The following is a 20,544-nucleotide window of genomic DNA, read 5'->3' as shown; positions in this document are numbered from 1 at the left end:
GCTGACCTCGCAGTGATGGGCGGTGGGCGTGAGGGTGGGACGCGTCAGAGCGGTAGTTCGACCTCGGCGGTGCACGACACGAGGCCGGCGCCATTCTGATCGGTGAGCTTCAACTTGATCTGGACGAGCGGCACACCCCACTCGGTCTCGGCTCGCTTGTCGATGATCTCGGCATCGAAATAGGTGACATCACCTTCGAATGCCGGAGCCCGGAAGTCGGCCTTGGTGTGCCGCACCATGCCGTCGTACCCAGCCCAGTTCGCGAGGTAGTCCGTGCACCACGCGCCCATCGTCGCGCCGTAACCGTAGGCGCGTGCCATACCGACCTCACCGGCCTTCTCCGCGTCGATATGTCCGCGCGATGGTCCGACGTAAAGCCCGTCTCGCTTGCGCGGATCGATCTTCGCATCCTCCTCGTCGAACCCGAAGCCTTCTTCCCAGCCGGGGTCCTGATACACCCACGGATCGTCGACGCCCTCGGGTGCGACCCACTCGAACGTGCCCCAGATGTTGAACAGGAACGCGCGATACTCGGTGGTGAACGACGCGATGCTGTGGGGGCCGATCACGCGGCGCGGCAGGGTGTCTCCGACCTTGACCTCATCGAAGTGAGGGGAGATGCCGAGCCGGTTCGACAAGAGCCATTCGCGGCGCAGCGCCTCGATCTCGATCAACTCGTCGTTCGTCCATTTCTTCACGACGCCGATCTGATCGTCGTACATGCCCCGTTTGGTCGCCTCGGCTGCCAGGTAGCGGATCGCGGTAGACCGCTCCCGCGCCACCAGTGCGCCGTGCTGGTTCGTGTGGGTGGTGTCGCCGCGGGAGAACATGGTCGGACCCGCGAACTTCGTGTCGGCGATCTTGTAGTCGTGAAAGCGTCGCTCCTGGAACAGTTTGTCTCCGGGGCGAACCGGCGAGCCGTAGAACCACCATTCCTCGCCACCGAAGATCAGGTGACTGCCGGGGATGTGCCCGACGCATGCCGGTGCCGCACCGTGACCGTAATCCAGCGCGACGGCGATGGATTGCGGTGCGATGATCCCGCCGTAGCGGGACTCGCGGGCGAACTCCTCGTTCCAGTGGATCGGGTTGGGGTTGTCCATCGCCATGACCCACCGGCGGATGTCGGATCGGCTGCAGGGATCCCAGAGCTGGCCGCCACCGATGGGTTGCCCCACCCGGTGATCGACGTCAGAGAGGTCGAGTTCGACGGCTTCGGCCTTCGCGGCCGGTGCGGCTTTCGTGGTCTTGGTGCTCTTGGTTGCCGTCCTCGTCCTGGTGGTCCGGCTGGTGGTCTTGGCTTCCGTTGTGCTGCTCACCATGTGCTCCGATTCATCGATTGACGTCGACGACGATGCGGCCGCGGACCGTACCGTCCATGAGTTGTCCCGCGGCGCTGATCGATTCGGCCAGCGAGACTTCGCGGGCGATCGACTCCAGCGCGTCGGCCTCCAAGTCACGTGCCAGGCGCTTCCATGCGGTGACCCGGCGCTCCCGGGGCGCCATGACACTGTCGATCCCCAGCAGCGACACACCGCGCAGGATGAAGGGTGCGACCGAGGACGGGAAGTCCATTCCCTGTGCGAGGCCACAGGCGGCAACGAATCCGCCGTAACGGGTTTGCGCGCAGGCGTTTGCCAGAGTGTGACTGCCGACGGTGTCGACGACCCCCGCCCAGCGCTCCTTTTGCAAGGGCTTGCCCTTGTCGGACAGCTCGCTTCGGTCCACGATCGTGGTGGCCCCAAGACCCTCGAGATACGCCGATTCCGAGGTCTTTCCCGTCGCGGCGGCGACCGAGAAACCAGCCGCGGTCAGCAACGCGATGGCCACGCTGCCCACGCCGCCGGTGGCTCCGGTCACCAGGATCTCGCCCTGGTCCGGGCTCACGCCCGCGTCGAGCAGTGCATCCACGCAGAGGCTCGCCGTATAGCCGGCCGTACCGATGGCCATCGCCTGGCGGGTGGTGAACTCGGCAGGCAGGGGGATGAGCCAATCGCCACTCAGGCGAGCCCGCTGTGCGAAACCACCCCAATGCTTCTCGCCCACGCCCCAACCGTTGAGGATCACCTTGTCGCCCGTGGACCAGTCGGCATGTGAACTGTCGACGACGGTGCCGGCGAGATCGATGCCCGGCACCATGGGGAATGCGCGCACCACCGGTGAGCTTCCCGTGATGGCGAGGGCGTCCTTGAAATTGAGCGAGGAATAGTCGACATCGATTTCGACGTCCCCGTGGGGGAGGTCGGAGCGGTCGAGCGCCTGAACCGAGACAGATTGTCCCGCTTCACCTTTCTCGATCACTACAGCCGAAAACTTCTGCACGGTCGATCCTTCCGGAATGCGAGAACGTCGTTCTCGTTCGACGCTAGTCAATCCTCACAAGGATAGCAATACTTGACTTATTGACTCGGCATCTTGTCCGGAGCATTGGCAGAGGTGCCCCCCGGTCCCTGAGGAGTTCCGGGGCGTTGGCGGACGTGCCCTCCGGTCCCTGAGGAGTTCCGGGGCGTTGGCGGACGTGCCCTCCGGTCCCTGAGGAGTTCCGGAGCGCTAGCGGACGTGCCCTCCGGTCCCTGAGGAGTTCCGGAGCGCTAGCGGAGGAACGTCACGAAGGGCCGGCCCTTCGTGACGCTCGCAAGCTCGCTCCTCAGGGGCCGGAGGGAGTGCCTGTCGAAATCCCCCGGGTGGACGTTCGTCGGCTTCGAAGCTCATCCGGCCCTTCGTGACGCATCCTCGCAAGCTCGGAGGCTCCTCAGGGACCGGGTGGGAATGCCTGTCGAAATCTTCGGTCCCTGAGGAGCCCGCGAACGGAGTGAGCGTGCGTCACGAAGGGCACGACACCAGAGGGTGCAGGTCGGATCAGCGTGCCGTCCAGCCGCCGTCGACCACGATCGTCTGGCCGGTGACGTAGGCGCCGGAGTCGCCGGCCAGCCAGACCACGGCACCGACGATGTCGCGCGCGGACCCTTGCATCGGCAACGGGGTGTTGCGGCGCAGGTATTCCGAGGCGCGTTCGCTCTCATACAGGGGGGTGGTGATCTCGCTGCGAAAGAAGCCCGGTGCCACGGTGTTCACGCGGATCGAGTGCCGTGCCCACTGGACCGCCAGCTCGGCAGTGAGTCCCGACAATCCCGCCTTGCTCGCAGCGTAGGAGGCCTGGGGAATGCCGGGGATACCGACGCGCCCGCTGATGGACGAGATGTTGACGATGGATCCGCGCTCGGTGCTGCGCATGTGGGGAAAGACGCTCTGCGCCAGCAGGAACGGTGCCATCAGATTGAGGCTCATCGTCTGGCGGATCGCGTCGAGGGGTTCGGATTCGGCTCGCTCCTCGGTGAACATGCTGCCGGCCGCGTTCACGACGATCTCCGGCGGACCGAGCGCATCGCACACCCGCGGCGCGATGTTCCCGACCTGGTCGAGCTCGGACAGGTCGCAGTCGATGGCCGCACCGTCGATCCGCTCGGCGAGTTCGGTCAGTTTGTCGCGGCGGCGGGCGACGAGTGCGACCCGGGCGCCTGCTGTGGCGAGCGCTTGCGCCACTGCGGCCCCGAGTCCCGACGACGCCCCGGTCACGATCGCCACCCGGCCTTCGAGCCCGAACATCTCGGCCACGCCGGGGCCAACCTCGCGCGTCATCGCGAACTCCTGCTGGTGGCCCGTTCGACGAGGCCGGGAAGGTCGGCTCGTACCACCTTGCCCATGGCGTTGACCGGAAGTGTGTCGATCTGGTGCCAGATCTCCGGGACTTTGTAGGGGGACAGCGCATCTCGGCACCGCTGGGCAAGCGCGTCGAAATCGGCAGGCGCGCCTGTGCTCTCCACGACGGCGGCCACACGCTGTCCGAGCCGATCATCGGGGACCGGATACACAGCGACGCGGGCGATGTCCGGATCGCCGCCGATGACGCGCTCCACCTCGAGTGGATACACATTCGCGCCGCCACGGATGATGACCAGCTTTTTGCGGTCGACAACCCTCAGCCAGCCGTCGGCGTCAACCGAGCCGACGTCACCGGTGGGCTGTGGGCTGGGTTCGGCGCGCCGAAGGCCGTCGTGCTCCCAGTGGCCGAGCATGGGTCGCCACGCGTCGGCCCAGGCGCCGTCGGTGCGACCGGACAGTTTCAACTCGCCCAGCTCACCGGCGGGCAGGCGTCGGCCATTGTCGTCGTAGGCGGCCACGTCGTAGTGATCCAGCACCTGTCCGCTCGCACGCGGTCGCCACTGGGTGCCGGTCGGGTCGATCGACACGACGGTGGGGGCTTCGGTGAGACCGTAGGTCGCACGGGGGACGATGCCGTGGGCCGCGGCGAAGTCCCGTCGCAAGTCGTCGGAGGTGTCGCTGCCGCCGCTCCATACCTCCTCGAGTGAACCGAGGTCGATGTCGGGACGACGGGCGAGGTCATAGAGCTGGGCGGGCGCGCCGTTCCAGACGGTGACCTCTCGGCCGGTGATCCAGTCGATGACGCCGTCGACGTCCCGGCGGTTCATGATCACGGCGCAACCGCCGCACTGGGCGGTGAGCAGCGTGGACAGCACCATCAGATTGAGGATGGTGAGCGGGAAGCTGTCGCCCTTGCGCAGTGTCGGTCCCCAACCACGGGATGCACCCAGGACGGCACCGGGGAGCAGCAGATTTCGCTGGCTGTGCACCACCGCCTTGGGGTGCCCGGACGTCCCGCTGGTGAAGGCGATGCCCGCAGGCGCGTCGACGTCGATGTCGATGGGAGGCGCTGATTCGTCGCGGCTCAGCAGGTCGGACCACCGGTCGAGGTCGACGCGGTCGGGAGCAGTCAGTCGGCAGTGGTCCCCGGCCAGGGTGACCGTGGGCGCGACCAGGTCGTGGAGGTCGTGCTGTTCGTTCACCGACAGCGCTTCGCCGATGCCGGCCCAGATGGCGCCGATCCGTTGGGTGCCATGAAATGCCGCGACGATGTCGAGGTCGTTGGGAAGGCAGGCCGCGACCCGATCCCCGGGCCTGACCCCGAGCGACCATAGTGCGCCGGCGGCGCGATCGGCCTGCCGGTCGAGTTCGGCGTACGACCAGACCCCCGACACGGCCTCGACCGCGGGAGCGTCCGGACGCGCCGAGAGGCCGGCGTCGAGCACCGTTCCGATGGTCTTGAAATTCTTCACCAGCTACTAATACCACTATCCTTGTAAGGATTGATCTGATAGCTTCAGCCGAGTGAAACACACTGGTCCGCTGTCCGGGGTGCGTGTTGTCGACCTCACCGCCATGGTGATGGGGCCGTACTGCACCCAGATCATGGCCGACATGGGCGCCGACGTGGTGAAGATCGAGCCGCCGGCCGGCGACAACACCCGGTACATCTCCGTGGGACCGGAGCCCGCGATGGCTGGCGTCTTCGTGAACGTGAACCGCGGAAAGCGAAGTGCGGTGTTGGATCTACGTGCGGAGGGCGGCCGAGGTCACCTCCGTGACCTGATCGCCGAGGCCGACGTGTTCATCCATTCCATGCGGGGTTCGGCCATCGCCCGGCTCGGATTCGGTTACGACGATGTCGCGGCGATCAATCCGTCCGTCGTGTACACGAACTGCTACGGCTATGGTCGTCGCGGTCCCGACGCGAACCGCACTGCCTACGACGACACGATCCAGGCCGAATGCGGTTTGCCATCCGTCCAGGAGCAGCTGACGGGCGAGGCCGGGTATGTCGGAACGATCATGGCCGACAAGGTCGCCGGTATGACCGCCCTGTACGCGACGATGATGGCCCTGTTTCATCGTGAACGGACCGGTGAGGGACAGGAGGTGGAGGTCAGCATGTTCGAGACAATGGCCTCGTTCATGCTCGTCGAGCATGCCAACGGCGCGATGTTCGACCCGCCGCTGGGCCCCGCTGCCTACCCGCGTGCCGTGTCGCGGCACCGAAAGCCGTACCGCACCAAGGACGGTCACATCTCTGCACTGGTCTACAACGACAAGCAATGGACGGCATTCATCGAGGCGGTCAACCCGCCATGGGCGGGCGAGCAATTCGCGACTTTGGCGCAACGGGCGGCGCAGATCGACGCCGTCTACGAGCTCCTGGCAACGACATTTGCCGAACGGACGACCCAGGAGTGGCTGGATCTGCTGCACTCACTCGACATTCCGGCCGCTCCGGTGAACAGCCTCGACGGCCTGTTCGACAATCCGCATCTCAACGAGGTCGGCTTCTTCGAGGAAGTCGACACACCCAACGGCACGGTGCGCTTTCCTGGGTCTCCCGCATGGTTCTCGCGCACTCCCGGACGGGTCGCCGGGCCCGCGCCGCGGCTTGGCGCCGACACGCAGGACGTGTTGGACGAGGTGCGGATCCGCGCGGCCTCACGAGAGCGGCGCGCGTGACGGCCACGACGCAGGAGGAGATGCTCGACCTCAGCACCTATCTGCGACGAGGCGACCACATCGTCGTCGGCCAGGCGTGTGGCGAGCCGACGACCCTGCTGGAAAGCCTCGTCGCCCAGGCCCGCGACATCGGTGAACTCTCGGTGTTCGTGGCCACCAGCTTTTCCGGGACACTCACAACGGATGAGGCGATCGGCAATCTCGGACTCTCGAGTATGGGTGCCATCGGAACACTTCGATCGTTGACCAAAGCTCATGCCCTGGACATCATTCCGTGCCACGTGGGGCAGGTCGCGCCGATGATCTCGGCGGGCTACCTGCCCTGCGATGTGGCGTTCGTTCAGGTGAGCCCGCCCGACGCCGATGGCCACCACAGCCTCGGTCTCATCAGCGATTACGTGCTGGCCGCGGTCGAGAAGGCGCGCGTGGTGATCGCGGAGGTCAACGATCAGGTGCCGTACACCTACGGTGCGCTGTTGCCGGCATCGACAATTGACTGCGCGGTGCACGTCTCACGGCCTCCAGTTCAGGTCAGCCCGGCGCGGATCAGCGACATCGATCGACAGATTGCAGAGTTCTCGGCCGCCTACATCGACGACGGATCGGTCATTCAGATGGGTGTGGGCGCGGTGCCTGACGCGATGCTGCAGTTGCTCATCGACCGAAAAGATCTGGGTGTGCATTCGGGAATGGTCGGGGACGGACTCGTCGACTTGGTCGAAGCCGGTGCGGTCACCAACGCGCGCAAGGGCATCGACCGTGGTGTGTCGGTAGCCGGAGCGTTGATCGGGACGTCGCGGCTGTACGACTTCGCGCACCGTAACCCGGAGTTGCGGATGCGTCCGACCTCGTACACCCACGACGCCGGTGTGATGGCTCAGCTGGACAAGCTGGTGACGATCAACTCGGCGGTGGAAGTCGATCTCACGGGGCAGGTGAACGCCGAGCAGAGCGCAGCGGCCTATCTGGGTGGTACGGGAGGGCAGGTCGACTTCGTCCGGGCGGGCGCACGCTCGCCGGGCGGCCACGCGATCATGGCTCTGCCGGCAACGGCCAAGGGAGGCAGCGTCAGTCGGATCACCGCTGGGCTGTCGGGGCCGGTGACCACCGCCCGCAGTGAGGTGGACGTGGTGGTGACCGAATACGGTGCGGCCGAGCTTCGAGGACAGACGCTCGCCGAGCGCACTCGGCGCCTGATCGCGATTGCCCATCCCGACTTCCGCGAGGAGTTGGAACGCGAGGCGCACCCGATCCAGCGCCGACGATTCTGAGAGGCAGGTTCCGGTGGAAGACGCCGTGCTGTTCGACGTGGACGACGAGATCGCGATCATCACCCTCAATCGGCCCGAGACCCGCAATTGCCTGGCGTCCGACGTCCGTGAGGGCTTGTCCGACGCGTGGAATCGATTCGAGAACGACGCCGCGCTGCGGATTGCCATCCTGACCGGTGTAGGGGAGACCTTCTGCGCGGGTGGCGATCTCAAGGAGATGGTGGCGACCGGAATGCGGGTTCCGCCGCGGGACATGTTCGCGCTGCCGTACGACACCGTGGAACTGTCCAAACCGACGATCGCTGCGGTCAACGGCGCAGCTTTTGCCGGTGGGTGGATGATCGCGCAGGCCTGTGACCTGTGCGTGGCGGCCACCACCGCGAGGTTCGCGGTGACCGAGGTGAAGGTCGGACGCAGTTCGCCGTGGGCGGCGCCGCTGATCCACATGATCCCGCAACGGATCATTATGGAGATCCTGTTGACCGGCAGGCCGATCACCGCCCAGCGGGCGTACGACATCGGCCTCGTCAACCGCGTTGCGGAACCGGACGTGTTGATGGACACCGCCGTCGAACTCGCCCATGAGATCCTGGCCGGTGCGCCGCTGTCGGTTCGTGCCGCTCGCGACACGGTGATGCTGTCGACCGAGATGGGCCGCTCGGCGGCGTTGCAGGCGGCCCGAGCGGCCGCAGAAGTGTGCTACAACAGCGACGACGCCCAGGAAGGGCCCGCAGCGTTCGCGGAAAAGCGTGCTCCGCGTTGGCAGGGACGCTGAGGGTCGCGCGTGGGCCGGCCCGTCTGCTGCGCGCCGGTCTGAGCTGCCTCCTGACCCAGATGACACCTCAGCGGGCCGCCGGTAGATCATCCGCGCGGCTGTCCGGAGAGGGTTTCGGCCCCCGACGCTGTGTCCTTCTGTCGATGACGTTTCTTGTCGGTGCCGCCCGTTAGCCTGGGTGGTAGTTCCACATTCGACCTGGTGAGTTCGTCCGTACAGGAAGGCGCGTGGTGTTCTCGTTCTCCGATCATGCCGGCGACGCCGCGGCTTTGTCGGCGCCGTGTGAGGGTGTCGAGGCGGAGATGGCGCGTACGGATGCGGTGCGGGATGTGTTGCAGCTGAGTCGTCAGGCCGAGGCGCGTGCGGTGTTGGGTGCCTATGAGATCGGGATGTCGGTCTACAACCAGTTGGTGAACCGTGACGGGCCGTACACGTCGAATTCGTCGTTGGTGAAGGCGCACAAGATGGCGACCGGGGAGATCTCGTTGCAGCTGAGACTCTCGCGCTCCAAGGCCGGTGATTGGTTCAAGCTGGGTGAGTTGCTGCAGGATCTGCCCAAGTTCCAGCTGGCCTACCTGGCCGGTGATTTCAGTACCCATCGGATGTCGGAGATGGTGCGGGCGGCGCAGGTGGCCCCCAAAGGTGATCTGCGCGAACGTATCGACGCGATCATCGATGCCGCCCTGGGTCCCGGACCCGAGGGTGCCGCCGGTGACGAGGACGCCGACACCGCAGATGGCGAGGGTGCCGCCGACTCCGCAGACGGCGAGGGCGCGCCCGACACCGCAGACTCTGCCGACGACCACTCCGCCGACGACTGTGCTGCCGACGATGACGCCGCCGCCGATGATTCTGCCGGCGATGATTCTGCCGGCGACTCCGGTGACTCTGGTGATTCCGCTGATACTCCGGGTAAGTCGCCGATCGATTTCGAGGACATCGCGCTGGAGTTGGGTTACCGTGCGACGACCGATCCGGTGTTGCGTGATCAACTCGGTGAATCGGTGATCTCGTTGGATCCCGATGGTTGTGCCGAGGCTCGTGAGGATGTCGCGCAGACGTTTCAGAACGTGACGTTCGCCAAGGAAGCGTTCGGGCACATGCAGATGTCGGCGTGTATCAGTGCCGAGCACGGGGTGTTCGTGCAGCAGCGTATCGCCGCGATGATCTGCGAGCGGGTGTGCCGGCGTGACCCGCGGCGTATCGGCGTGCAACGTGCGCTGGCCCTTGCGGAAATCCATGGTGTGCCCGGGGCGAAGCTGGCGTGCACATGTGGCTTCGACACATGTCCCACCACGCAGGCCGAGCAGTCCGAGCCGCACAAGCAGACCGTCCAGGCCCCGCAGCAGCGCGCGCAATACCGCAAGCCGTTCGATGAGCCGGAAACGGCTCCGATCGTCGAGCCGGAAGGCTGCGGGCAGGTCGTCGAGCCGGGGGCAGCTCCGATCGGCGAGCCGGAATGCCGCGGGCAGGTCGTCGAGCCGGGGGCAGCTCCGATCGACGAGCCGGAAGGCCGCGAGCAGTTCGTCGAGCACGAGACATCTCCCATCGACGACCCGGAGTCAGTGACCGAACCAACCGGCGGCCCGGTCGAATCCAGCGCCGAGCCGGCACCCACGGAGCCCGAGGGCCTGCCCGAGTCGATCGACATCGGCGATCGCCACGTCTTCAGCTCACCCGACACCCTGGTCATCGACGTCATCGACGTCATCGACGTCATCGACTTACCGTTCGACATCGCCGACACCCCGGCGACGATCAGCGGATGCCGACCCCGTGCGACACCCCACGTCGGCAGGATGTATCTCTATCGCGACCGACGCTGCCGACACCCGTAGACGTGCCGCCCACCCGCTGATCGAGTAGACCGAGACGCGAGGCAGTGGGGCGTATCGAGATCGCCTCGCGAGTTTCGATACGCCTCCGCCGGCGCTCCGGGCTATTCAACCAGCGTGGACGAATTCACCGTGCCAGCTGCGGGAGGAACGGCACGAGACCCGGTTCGGGTTCGATCCCGAACGAGCGCAACGCCATTGCGAGCATGGCATAGCAGCCGACAGTGAACACCACATCCATCAACTGCTGCTCGTCCAACTCGTGTGCGAGGACGGTCCAGGTCTCGTCACTGATCGACCCCTCATCGACCAGTTCATCGACCGAACTCACCAAGGCCCGCTCGGCGGGTGACCATTCGGGTGCGCCCGCTCCCTCGGTCACCCGGTCGATCTCCTCAGCGGTCAAACCTGCACGGTCCGCGAGTATCACGTGCTGCGCCCACTCGTAGTCCGCGTGCCGGATGTGGGCGACCCGGAGTATCAACAATTCCCGTTGCCGTGCCGAGAGGGCGGACGTGGCCAACAGGTGCTTGTTGAACGACAGGAATGCCATGGCCAGACCCGGATAGCGGGCCAGTGTGCCGAGAAGATTGTCTCCCGCCTGGCGTTTGGCCTCGGCGTCGACGCTCTTCACCGACGACCGGAAGCCCTCGACGAATGCGCGCATCTCGTCGGACCACTCCGCTCTCGACGCCGGCGGTATCCTGGCCGTCACGTGTTCCGCCCGCCGTTGACACCGATCATCTGTCCGGTGATGTAGCCGGCCTCTTCACTCACCAGGAATGCGCAGGTGGCGGCGACATCCTCGGGTAGTCCGATCCGGCCGACCGGGGTCTTCTCGATCTGGGTGTCGACATCGAACCTTCCCGATGCCACGGTTTCCCGCAGCATCGGTGTGTCGATGAATCCAGGCGGGATCGTGTTGACCGTGATGCCGCGGCGACCGAACTCCAGAGCGAGAACCTTTGTCAGACCCACGACTCCGGACTTGGACGTGACGTAACCGGCCAGCCCTGGGGAGCCGCTGTGCACGCTCGACGACGAGATGTTGACGATGCGTCCCCATCCCTCCTCGAGCATGTCCGGGATGACGGCCTGGCAACAATCGAATGTGCTCGTCAGATTCAGGGCCAGGGCTCGATTCCATCGCTCGGCAGTGATCTCCAGGAAGGGACCTGCCAAGGTGCCGCCTGCGCTGTTGACCAGGATGGTCGGGCGGCCGAGCTGCGCTCGCACCGCCTCGATACCGGCGTCGATCTGGGCACGGTCGGTCACGTCGACCGCCAGTCCCAGCGCCTTGCCGCCGGTCTCCTCGATCGAGCGTGCCTTTGCGGCGGCGGCCTCTTCGTTGATGTCGAAGATCGCCACCATGTCGTCACCTGCGGCCAGGCGATCACTGATCGCCCCACCGATTCCTGAGGCTCCGCCGGTGACAATCGCCGTGCGGCCACTCATTTGATCTTCTCCTCACCCGCAACCGTGAGGCGGTGCATGATCCGGGGCTTGTCACGATCGAACTCGCGCACGCGATGCACCAGGCCCGTGTTGTCCCAGAAGACGGTGTCGCCCTCGGTCCAGCTGTGGCTGCAGACCTTGCCATCGGCCGTGGTCCGATCCCGTAACTCGGCGAGCAGCGCCCGTCCCTCGTCGAGGTCCATCCCGGCGATATGTGACGCGGTGGCGCCCAATACCAGTGATTTCCGGCCGGAGTCGTGCTCCCACACCAGCGGATGCTCGTGAGCTGTGCGGGTGGCCCAGTCCGCCACCTGCTCCGGTGTCGGGTCCGTGTAGGTCATCCGCTGAACTGCATCGAAGGTGTGTACGACGCGTAAACCGGCGAAGCGCTTCTTCTCTTCGCCCGACAGCTCGTCGTAGGCCGCATAGGTACTGGCGAACTCTGTCTCCCCGCCTTCGGCCGACGTGACCCGTGCGGTGAGAATCGATGTCTTCGGTGCGATCTCGTCAAGGAGACCGTCGATGTGCCAGAACTCGTTGCTGCGCAGGTACTCCGCGTTCGGGTTCGACGGATCGAAGCTGATCTCCATCACCTTGTCGTTGGCAGGGGGACGATGCGAGAAGTCGATCAGTATGCCCAGCTTTCCGCAGAACTCGACCATCGCCTCGTCGCTCGCATGCAACTCGGGCAACAGCAGGACCCCGAAGCTCTCCAGAGCCTCAGCGACTGCGGTGGGGAGGTCGGGGTCGCTGCGGAGTCGGTCGGTGTCGACGTCGAGAATCTTCGCGCCGACCTTTTCCGACAGTGGTTCGGTTCTCAGTGTGCTCATGGCTGCCCTCGTATCGTCGGGTGTTTTCGTCCAGGTCAGGTGGGGATGTTAGATCGGCGACGGTTGATCAGTGGCCGTGTGTAGGAGGGATCGTGCTTGCTGCGCGACGGTGCGCCGTTGTCGTTGATGTCGGGTACATCCGCGAATGGGATGTCCATCGTCGGCACCATCCCGGACCACTCGATGGCGTTCGTGCGCAACGCGATCTTCCACTCGCCGTCGCGGCGCTCCAGCCGATCGATGTACCGGCCGCCGGCGATCCAGTTGGTGTCGTCGCGGTTGCGGCCAACGAACAGGTAGTAGGTCTCGCTGTGTGCGATGTCGCCGTCGATCTCACAGGTGTGGTTGAGCAGATTGTGGTGAGTCGCGACCTGGCCTTGTTCGTGCATGGGGATGGACCACTCGAAGAGATCGATCGGCCCGCCGACGAAGCTGCCCGCGGCGATCGTGGCATCAGGGTGGAACGCGGACAGGAAGATGTCGCGGTCGAAACGGTCCATGCCGCGACTGAACCGGGTCAGTGTGTCGAGGATGTTCTGGCGATCGAGCAACTCTTCCAACTTGCTGAGTGTCTGCGCCGCTACCGATGTCTGCATGATGTCCTCTGATCTCGTGTTGATGGTGGTTGGTCTCACACCGGAGACCAGATCGGTTCTCCACGTGTCGCACGCAACGACGGGATGTGTCTGCCGTCGATGTCGGTGATGCCGTAGGCCTCACCGAGCTCCGCGGTGATGAAGGTTCCGCCGGTGCGCGCGATGATCTCGCCGTCGGAGGCCAGGGCTGCGATGACCCGGCCGGCGTATTCGGGCGAGCAACCGTTCTCGGGACGGGTGGCCGGCTGACCGTCCAGTCCGCTGATCTCGGCCAGATTCCGTTCGGCGCGTTCGGTGAACGTCAAGCCTTGCCACAGTGAGATGGAGCTCACCCCATGGGGTTTGAGTTCGACCGCCATGTCCCGCGCCATCCGATCGACCGCACTCTTGGCCATTCCGAAGAGGACGCCGTAGGTGTACGTCACTCCGGTGTAGCCGGAAATCGCGACGATGAGCCCCGATCTCTGCGCCGTCATGATCCTCGCGGCGTGCCACGCGGCCACGAAGCTGGATCGCACTCCGACGTCGATCATCTCCCAGTTCGAGAGTGGTTTGCGCCAGAAGGGTTCCGGGTCGGTGAGGTCGTCGGGTAGCGCGAACGCGTTGTTGACCAACAAGATGTCGAGCCGGCCCCGCTCGCTCTCGACCAGATCGAACAGGGCCGAGACGTCGTCGTCGTTCGAGTGGTCCACCGGGACCGCGACACCTCGGCCGCCGAGGCGGTCACACAATTCGGCGGTTTCGCCGACAGTGCCCGGTAACGCGGAGGTCCCCGGGGTCACCGTGCGCCCGGTGACGTAGACCGTGGCGCCCTCGGCGGCGAGCGCGAGCGCAATACCCTTTCCGATGCCACGACTGGCACCCGTGACGACGGCGACCTTGTCCGACAACGATTTCACCCGCGCCACCTCATCGGGGTGCGGTGGCCTGGGCCGAAGCGAAGAAGACCTCGCTGTGGTCGCCGGTCGCTCGACCCGGGAAATGACCGGCCGAGAACGGTTGACCCATCAAACCTTGCGACCAGTCGACTGCCGTGCCGAGGTCTCGGAACCAGTCGTAGAGCATCGTCCGTTGCGCGATGCGCCACACATCTGACCGCCTCTCCAGCCGATCGAGGTAGCGCCCACCGAGGACCATGTCGCGCTCCTCATCACCGATGTCGACGCGGTGATAAGCGGTGACATGCGTCTCGGCGGTTGCCTCGGTGACCCCGGACTCGATCAGACTCTGGCCGAGCACGTGCTGGGTGACCACGACCGCGGCGGAGCCGGGTACCACCCAGTCGAGATACTCGTCGAAGCCGCCGGTGAAAATGCCGAAATCGGTGGTGGCATCCGGCCAGAACGCGGTCCGGATCGACCCCGCATCCCTGCGGTCCTCGCCCCGCGCAACACGGATGATGCAGTCCCGGATGTCGGCGTGATCGAGGACCCTGCGCAGTCGCTCGGTATCTGAACTCATGCCCCGTCCTCGTCCGGAGCCGGTGCGTAGCCAAGGATGCCCTTGATCTCCAGATAGTCCTCGAACCCGAACTCGCCCCACTCGCGGCCGTTTCCGCTTTTCTTGAATCCGCCGAAGGGGGCACAGAAATCGAACGCGTCATTGATGGCGACCGATCCGGCACGGATGCGTCGCGCTACGGCGCGAGCCTGGTCGAGGTCGGTGCCCGCCACGAACCCGGCGAGGCCGTACTCGGTGTCATTGGCGATCTCGATGGCGTGGTCGATGCTGTCATAGCCGAGGATGGTCAGTACCGGGCCGAAGATCTCTTCCCGCGCGATCGTCATGTCGTTCTTGACATCTGCGAACACGGTCGGCTGCACGTAGTAGCCCTTCGTGAGTCCTTCGGGCCGCCCGGGGCCGCCCGCCACCAGGGTGGCGCCGTCGTCGACACCCTGCTGGATGAGGCTGTGGATCTTGTCGAACTGCGACTTCGACACCACCGGGCCGATGGCGAAGTCTCCGGCGGGGTCGCCGACCGTCACGGTCGACGCCGCTTGCTTCGCGGCGTCGATCGCCTCTTCCATGCGCTGGTTCGGTACCAGCATGCGCGAGGGGGCGCTGCAGGTCTGGCCGGAGTTGAGCATCATCGTCACGACACCCTTGGTGACATTCTCCGCGAAATCGGCGTCGTCGAGGACGACGTTGGGTCCCTTACCGCCGAGTTCCTGCGTGACCCTCTTGACGCCGGCGGCCGCGTTCTTCGCGATGTCGATACCAGCCCGGGTCGAACCGGTGAACGACACCATGTCGACATCCCGATGGCTCGACAGCGGGACACCGACATTCGGTCCGTCGCCCTGGACCAGATTGAACACACCGGCAGGAACGCCTGCGGCATGCAGGATCTCGGTGAAGATCTGTCCGGTGAACGGCGACCGTTCCGACGGCTTGAGCACCATCGTGCAACCGGTTGCCAGCGCGGGGAAGACCTTGACCGCGATCTGGTTCAACGGCCAGTTCCACGGAGTGATCAAGCCGCACACGCCGATCGGTTCCTTCACCACCAGCGACGCGCCACGCTGTTCCTCGAACACATAGTTGCCGAGTGTCTCGATGACGGTGCCCAGATGTCCGGCGCCGAGCCCGATCTGGAAGCCGTTGGCCAGGGCGGTCGGCGCACCCATCTCCTCGGTCAGCGCCGCCCCGAGGTCGCCGCTGCGATTCTGGTATTCGACCGAGATGTTCTGCAGCAGCTCGATGCGGTCCTTGATCGACGACGATGACCAGGTGCTGAACGCCCGCCGGGCCGCGGACACCGCTTTGTCGACGTCGGCGGCCGAGCCGAGGGAAACGGTGCCGCACACCTCTTCGGTCGCCGGATTGGTCACCTCGAAGGTGTCCGTCTGGGCCGGCTCCAGCCACCGACCGTCGATGTAGAACTTGTGGTACTCACGCATGACAGCCCCAATTCTGTTGTTGTGCAATCCGAGGTCTCATCGCCGGCGTCTCACTGCTGGCCTTCCGCGTACCAGGTGCGGAACTCGTCGTAGCTCGGCATTTCCTCCGAGTTCGCCTTCGGGTCCACGGCGACGTGGATCACGCCGGGCTTCCCGCTGGCGTACGCCCGCTTGATCGCGGGAGCGATGTCCGCATCCTTGTCGACGTATTCGCCGTAGCAGCCGAATCCCTCGGCGACCTTGTCCAGGCGGGTGGCCTCGCTCCAATGGACACCGGTCTCGAGCGACCCGTGGCCGTAGGTGCGCTTGTAGACACCGACCTCCAGACCCCACGCATAGTCGACGGCGACCACGCACACCAACGGAAGGTTCAGACGGGCTGCGGTTTCCAGTTCGGAGATGTGGAACTGGAACGACGAGTCGCCGGTGATCAGCATCATCGGCCGTTTGCCGCCGTCGGCGACGCCCGCGCCGACCGCATAGGGGAGACCGGTACCCAGGTGGCCGAAGTTCTGATTCCACATCACGTCGTGCGGCTTGGCCTGCGAGTAGGTCCACCCGAAGATGGTCGTGGCGCCGCCGTCGCGCACCATGATGCCGTCGGCGGGGAAGTCCTTGGTCGCCTCGACGATCAGTCGGGCCGGATGCACCGGCGTCGTTCCCGACGGTGCCGTCTCGGCCAGCTCGGCCAGCTGCGAGGCATCCTCGGAGATCCACCGCTCGAGTTCGGGTGTGGCGGTGCGCGGGGAGTCCTTGAGGGCCTCGACGAGTTGCGGCACCACCGCCCGCAGGTCGCCGACCATCGGCACGTCGATGGGGCGGTTGACCCCGATCGCGGCCGGATCCTGCTCGATGAGCAGCCAGGACCGGTTGGCTTCGCCCTCCACCCAATGCCGTCCCCGGCCGAAGTGGACCGGCTCGCCGAGTTCCGTGCCGATCGCGAGACACAGGTCGGACTGCACCACCGCTTCCACAGCCGACGTGGAGAACCCGTACGCGAAGGTGCGGTCCTCCAGACCCTCGATGTACGAGGTGCCGCCAGAGGTCTGGATCACCGGGCAGGCCATCAGATCCGCGAGTTCCTTCACCGATGCACCCGCGCGCGCCGTGTGCACGCCGTGCCCGACGAGCAGGATGGGCTGTTCGGCGGCGCCGATCAGCCGTGCCGCCTCGTCGATCTTGTCCTGGCCTGCGGTCTGGCCGACCAGCCGATACGCGCTCGGCGGCAGGACCGGCGGAACGTCGAGTTCCTCCTGGATGACGTGCGACGGGTACTCGATGTAGACGGGTCCCGGCGTCCCCGACAGTGCCTTCCGGAGCCCCTCACGGATGATCTCGTCGGTCTGGTCGGCGTATTCGATACTGGCGCTGTACTTCACCGACGGTTCGATCAGCCCGGACTGCTGGACGAACTGAATCCGGCCGCGGCGCACCCGCTGTTCGGTGATGCGGGCGCGTTGGCCGCCGAGAAAGATGACCGGCGAGTTCTCGACCTTGGCACACATGACCGCGCCGGCCATGTTGGCGATGCCCGGCCCCAGAGTGCCGATGCACACCGCGGCCTTGCCGGTCATCCGGGAGACCGCCTCGGCCATGAAGCCTGCTGTCTCCTCATGATGCGGGGCAACGACATTCCAGCCCCGCTCCTCGGCCGTGTGGAACAGATGGACGAAGTTGGGATCGGGAATGCCGAAGATGGTGTTGATGCCCTCGGCCTCGAAGAGATCGAGAATCCGTTCATAGACCTTGACTGACACGTGCGCTGCCTTCCGTCGCTAGTGCGAAACTCTTCGTGATGTGGTCGACGTGGCCTGACGGGACGACCGGCAGGAGCCACGAATTCTCGGTGTCGCGGATCTCGGCGATACGTTCGCCGACGTCCTCGACCGACCAGGCCGGCTGGTACACACCTTCGGTCTCGGCGATGTAGGCCCGCGCCACCCGACCCGCGATCGACACCAGCATCTCCCCGGTGATCGAACAGGATTCGTGTGCCAGCCAGCCCACGGCGGGCGCGGTCAATTCGGGCTCCATCGGTGGATAGGCGGAGGTGTCGAGGCCCTCGGCGAGCCGGGTCAGGGCCGCCGGGACGATCACGTTCGACCGCACACCGTGTTCGGCTCCCTCCAAGGCCGCGACGTTGGACAGGCCGATGATCCCGGCCTTCGCCGCGCCGTAGTTGGCGACGTTCCTGTTGCCGTAGATGCCGCCGATCGACGAGGTCAGCACCACGCGTCCGTAGCCGGCGGCGCACATCCGCGGGAAGGCCGGGCGGAGAACGTGGAATGCGCCCCGCAGGTGCACGTCGAGGACGGCGTCGAAGTCCTCGTACGTCATCTCCGACAACGAGGCATATCTGTTGTTGCCGGCGTTGTGGATCAAGATGTCGATCGTGCCGAAGGTGTCGATCGCGGCGTCGATGATGGCGCGACCTCCCTCGGCGGTCGCGACGGATTCGGTGCAGGCGACGGCCTCTCCACCGGCGGCCGTGATCTGTTGTACGACGTCGGCCGCCGGTCCGGCATCGGTGTTCTCGCCGCTGATACTGCTTCCGGGATCGTTGACGACCACCTTTGCCCCCCGCGACGCGAGCAGAAGGGCGTAGGCACGTCCCAGACCTCGTCCGGCACCGGTGATGACAGCGACCCGGTTGTCGTAACGCAAGCTCACTTGTCCAGCACCAGACCTTCCAGTTCGCCGGTGTCACGCCAGTTCTGGAGCAGGTCACTCAGTTCGTAGAAGCCGCCCCAGAACGGATCACCGAGGAAGGAGCGCCCATTGGGCTCGCCCTCGCTGTTGTAGTAACCCGGCGTGCATTCCATCGTGAAGGTGCTGTTGTCCACCGAGTACTCGCGGATGGTCTGCACCCAGCCCTCCTCGGCCTCGGGGGTGGGTTCGACGTAGGTCGCACCCCGGTTGAGCGCCTCGGAGACGATGTAGGAGATGTGGTCGGCCTGCTGCTCGAACATCAGCGTCGTCGACGCGGTGACACCGCCTTGGACGAAGCCGGTGGCGAAGTGGTTGGGGAAGCCGTGCGCCATCACCCCGTGCAGGGTGCGGAAGCCCTTGCCCCAATGGTCATAGAGCGACACCCCATCTCGGCCGGCGAACGGCTTGATGTCGAACTGTCGCTCGAGCGCCGTGGTGATCTCGAAGCCGCTGGCGAACACGATGCAGTCGACCTCGTACTCGACACCGTTGGCGACGACACCCTTCTCGGTGATCCGCTCGACGCCCTTGGTCTCCGAAACGTCGACCAACGTGACGTTGGGACGGTTGAAGGTCGGTAGGTAGTCGTCATTGAAGACCGGCCGCTTGCACATGTTTCGGTAATAGGGCTTGAGTTTCTCCGCGGTCTCCGGGTCCTCGACGATCTGCTCGACGCGCCGGCGGAGGCGTTCCATCGCGCGGTAGTCCTCGATCTCCTTGAGCTCCATGAACTTCGCCGGATCGGCGAGCGCAGCCCAGCCCTCGAAGTTCGGGGTCGCATTGAGCTTCGCGGCCATGTTACGGGCGACCTCGGTCCATCCGTCGCAGATGAGGTCGGGTTCGCCCGGGTTGTAGAACGCGAACGCTGCGTTGTGGAAGTTGCGCTGTCGCGCGGCACGCCACCCCGGCTCCAGACTCTGCACCCACTCGGGGTCGGTCGGATAGTTGGCACGCTCGAAGATGTAGGAGGGTGTCCGCTGGAACACCGTGAGGTGCTTGGCTCCGCGGGCCAGGTGGGGGATCGCCTGTACGCCGCTCGATCCGGTGCCGATCACGGCGATGCGCTTGTCGGCGATCTTGTCCAGTCCGCCGTGCAGATCGCCGCCGGTGTAGTCGTAGTCCCAGCGAGCGGTGTGGAAGGTGTGGCCCTTGAAGTCCTTGATCCCCGGAATGCCGGGCAGTTTGGGCCGGTTGTAGGGCCCCTGGCACATGATCACGAACCGGGCGCGGATCTCGTCGCCGCGGTTCGAGGTGATGTGCCACCGGTTGTCGGAGCCGTCCCACTCCATGGCTCGGACGAGGGTGTGGAAGAGAGCGTGATCATAGAGGCCGAAATGCTTGCCGATGCGCTGCGCGTGCTCGAAGCATTCGTCGCCCTTGGAGAACTTCTCCTTCGGCATGAAGCCGGTCTCCTCGAGCAACGGCAGGTAACAGTAGGCGTCGGAGTCGATCTGGATGCCCGGGTAGCGATTCCAGTACCAGACCCCGCCGAAATCGCCGCCGAGTTCGATGATCTTGAAATCCGAGACCCCTGCCTGCTGTAGCCGGTGAGCGGTGATGAGGCCACAGAATCCGCCGCCGAGCACCACCACGTCGATGTCATCGGTGATCGGCTGTCGCGGGACCACCGGCATGTGGGGGTCGCCCTCGTAGAACTCGGCGAAATCGTCCTCGGCCTCGAGATACTGGGCCTGCCCGTCCGATCGGAGACGCTTGTCGCGCTCGGAAAGGTATTTCTCGTGGAGGGCCGGGATGTCGACGTCCGGTGTCTGCGTGGGTTCGCACTTCTGCATCTGAATTCCTTGGTTCGGCACTGCTG

At 65.5% G+C, this 20,544-nt stretch carries 18 protein-coding genes; 4 read left to right on the top strand and 14 right to left on the bottom strand.

The features are described from left to right. Positions 1-44 precede the first annotated feature (44 nt). From AC4AMJ_RS16155 to AC4AMJ_RS16140, 4 genes are all read right to left on the bottom strand, one after another. Entirely contained in the window at positions 45-1,319 is a 1,275-nt protein-coding gene (locus AC4AMJ_RS16155) for an FAS1-like dehydratase domain-containing protein (protein ID WP_489900122.1), read from the bottom strand. Positions 1,320-1,332: 13 nt separating this feature from the next. Next, positions 1,333-2,322: an acrylyl-CoA reductase (NADPH) gene (gene acuI / locus AC4AMJ_RS16150; RefSeq protein WP_489913295.1), complete on the bottom strand. Its 990-nt coding sequence runs from the start codon at positions 2,320-2,322 to the stop codon at positions 1,333-1,335. A 537-nt stretch (positions 2,323-2,859) separates the two neighbouring features. Continuing rightward, complete coding sequence (locus tag AC4AMJ_RS16145) at positions 2,860-3,639, bottom strand: SDR family NAD(P)-dependent oxidoreductase (protein ID WP_489913293.1); 780 nt, start codon at positions 3,637-3,639, stop codon at positions 2,860-2,862. Then, positions 3,636-5,135: a class I adenylate-forming enzyme family protein gene (locus tag AC4AMJ_RS16140; RefSeq protein ID WP_489913291.1), complete on the bottom strand. Its 1,500-nt coding sequence runs from the start codon at positions 5,133-5,135 to the stop codon at positions 3,636-3,638. Before AC4AMJ_RS16140 ends, AC4AMJ_RS16145 begins: the two co-directional genes overlap by 4 nt. Before the next feature lie 52 nt (positions 5,136-5,187). Here AC4AMJ_RS16140 and AC4AMJ_RS16135 point away from each other — a divergent pair, with 52 nt between their 5' ends. The 4 genes from AC4AMJ_RS16135 to AC4AMJ_RS16120 all read left to right on the top strand — a co-directional run bounded on the left by AC4AMJ_RS16135 (position 5,188) and on the right by AC4AMJ_RS16120 (position 10,238). Further along, positions 5,188-6,354, top strand: coding sequence for a CaiB/BaiF CoA transferase family protein (locus AC4AMJ_RS16135; RefSeq protein WP_489913289.1), 1,167 nt, complete (start codon positions 5,188-5,190; stop codon positions 6,352-6,354). Then, complete coding sequence (locus tag AC4AMJ_RS16130) at positions 6,351-7,625, top strand: acetyl-CoA hydrolase/transferase family protein (RefSeq protein ID WP_489913287.1); 1,275 nt, start codon at positions 6,351-6,353, stop codon at positions 7,623-7,625. Before AC4AMJ_RS16135 ends, AC4AMJ_RS16130 begins: the two co-directional genes overlap by 4 nt. A 13-nt stretch (positions 7,626-7,638) precedes the next feature. After that, complete coding sequence (locus AC4AMJ_RS16125) at positions 7,639-8,400, top strand: enoyl-CoA hydratase/isomerase family protein (protein ID WP_489913285.1); 762 nt, start codon at positions 7,639-7,641, stop codon at positions 8,398-8,400. A gap of 227 nt (positions 8,401-8,627) precedes the next feature. Beyond that, positions 8,628-10,238 (top strand): hypothetical protein, encoded by a 1,611-nt coding sequence (locus tag AC4AMJ_RS16120; RefSeq protein WP_489913283.1) that lies wholly within the window; start codon positions 8,628-8,630, stop codon positions 10,236-10,238. A 124-nt stretch (positions 10,239-10,362) separates the two neighbouring features. On the opposite strand, the gene AC4AMJ_RS16115 is transcribed toward AC4AMJ_RS16120, so the two are convergent. The 10 genes from AC4AMJ_RS16115 to AC4AMJ_RS16070 are packed head-to-tail and all read right to left on the bottom strand — an operon-like array spanning position 10,363 to position 20,518. Beyond that, positions 10,363-10,902: a carboxymuconolactone decarboxylase family protein gene (locus tag AC4AMJ_RS16115; RefSeq protein ID WP_489900130.1), complete on the bottom strand. Its 540-nt coding sequence runs from the start codon at positions 10,900-10,902 to the stop codon at positions 10,363-10,365. Between the two features lie 44 nt (positions 10,903-10,946). After that, positions 10,947-11,690, bottom strand: a complete 744-nt coding sequence (locus tag AC4AMJ_RS16110; RefSeq protein WP_489913281.1) for an SDR family NAD(P)-dependent oxidoreductase — start codon at positions 11,688-11,690, stop codon at positions 10,947-10,949. After that, positions 11,687-12,520: a TauD/TfdA dioxygenase family protein gene (locus AC4AMJ_RS16105; RefSeq protein ID WP_489913279.1), complete on the bottom strand. Its 834-nt coding sequence runs from the start codon at positions 12,518-12,520 to the stop codon at positions 11,687-11,689. The genes AC4AMJ_RS16110 and AC4AMJ_RS16105 overlap by 4 nt, the downstream gene beginning before the upstream one ends. Before the next feature lie 35 nt (positions 12,521-12,555). Then, positions 12,556-13,116 (bottom strand): nuclear transport factor 2 family protein, encoded by a 561-nt coding sequence (locus tag AC4AMJ_RS16100; RefSeq protein WP_489913277.1) that lies wholly within the window; start codon positions 13,114-13,116, stop codon positions 12,556-12,558. A 35-nt stretch (positions 13,117-13,151) separates the two neighbouring features. After that, positions 13,152-14,015 (bottom strand): SDR family NAD(P)-dependent oxidoreductase, encoded by an 864-nt coding sequence (locus tag AC4AMJ_RS16095; protein WP_489913275.1) that lies wholly within the window; start codon positions 14,013-14,015, stop codon positions 13,152-13,154. Between the two features lie 10 nt (positions 14,016-14,025). Continuing rightward, positions 14,026-14,577: a nuclear transport factor 2 family protein gene (locus AC4AMJ_RS16090; RefSeq protein ID WP_489900135.1), complete on the bottom strand. Its 552-nt coding sequence runs from the start codon at positions 14,575-14,577 to the stop codon at positions 14,026-14,028. Then, positions 14,574-16,016: an aldehyde dehydrogenase family protein gene (locus tag AC4AMJ_RS16085; RefSeq protein WP_489913273.1), complete on the bottom strand. Its 1,443-nt coding sequence runs from the start codon at positions 16,014-16,016 to the stop codon at positions 14,574-14,576. The genes AC4AMJ_RS16090 and AC4AMJ_RS16085 overlap by 4 nt, the downstream gene beginning before the upstream one ends. A 50-nt stretch (positions 16,017-16,066) precedes the next feature. Beyond that, positions 16,067-17,773 carry a thiamine pyrophosphate-binding protein gene (locus tag AC4AMJ_RS16080; protein WP_489913271.1) on the bottom strand — a complete coding sequence of 569 codons (1,707 nt, stop codon included), beginning with the start codon at positions 17,771-17,773 and terminating at the stop codon, positions 16,067-16,069. After that, a complete protein-coding gene (locus AC4AMJ_RS16075; RefSeq protein ID WP_489913269.1) occupies positions 17,754-18,686 on the bottom strand; it encodes an SDR family NAD(P)-dependent oxidoreductase in 933 nt (310 codons plus the stop codon). The genes AC4AMJ_RS16080 and AC4AMJ_RS16075 overlap by 20 nt, the downstream gene beginning before the upstream one ends. Next, complete coding sequence (locus AC4AMJ_RS16070; protein WP_489913267.1) at positions 18,683-20,518, bottom strand: flavin-containing monooxygenase; 1,836 nt, start codon at positions 20,516-20,518, stop codon at positions 18,683-18,685. The genes AC4AMJ_RS16075 and AC4AMJ_RS16070 overlap by 4 nt, the downstream gene beginning before the upstream one ends. Between the last annotated feature and the right edge of the window lie 26 nt (positions 20,519-20,544).

It is taken from the genome of Gordonia sp. LMA484 (genome assembly GCF_058129505.1).
This window is presented reverse-complemented; position numbering and strand designations above follow the sequence as displayed.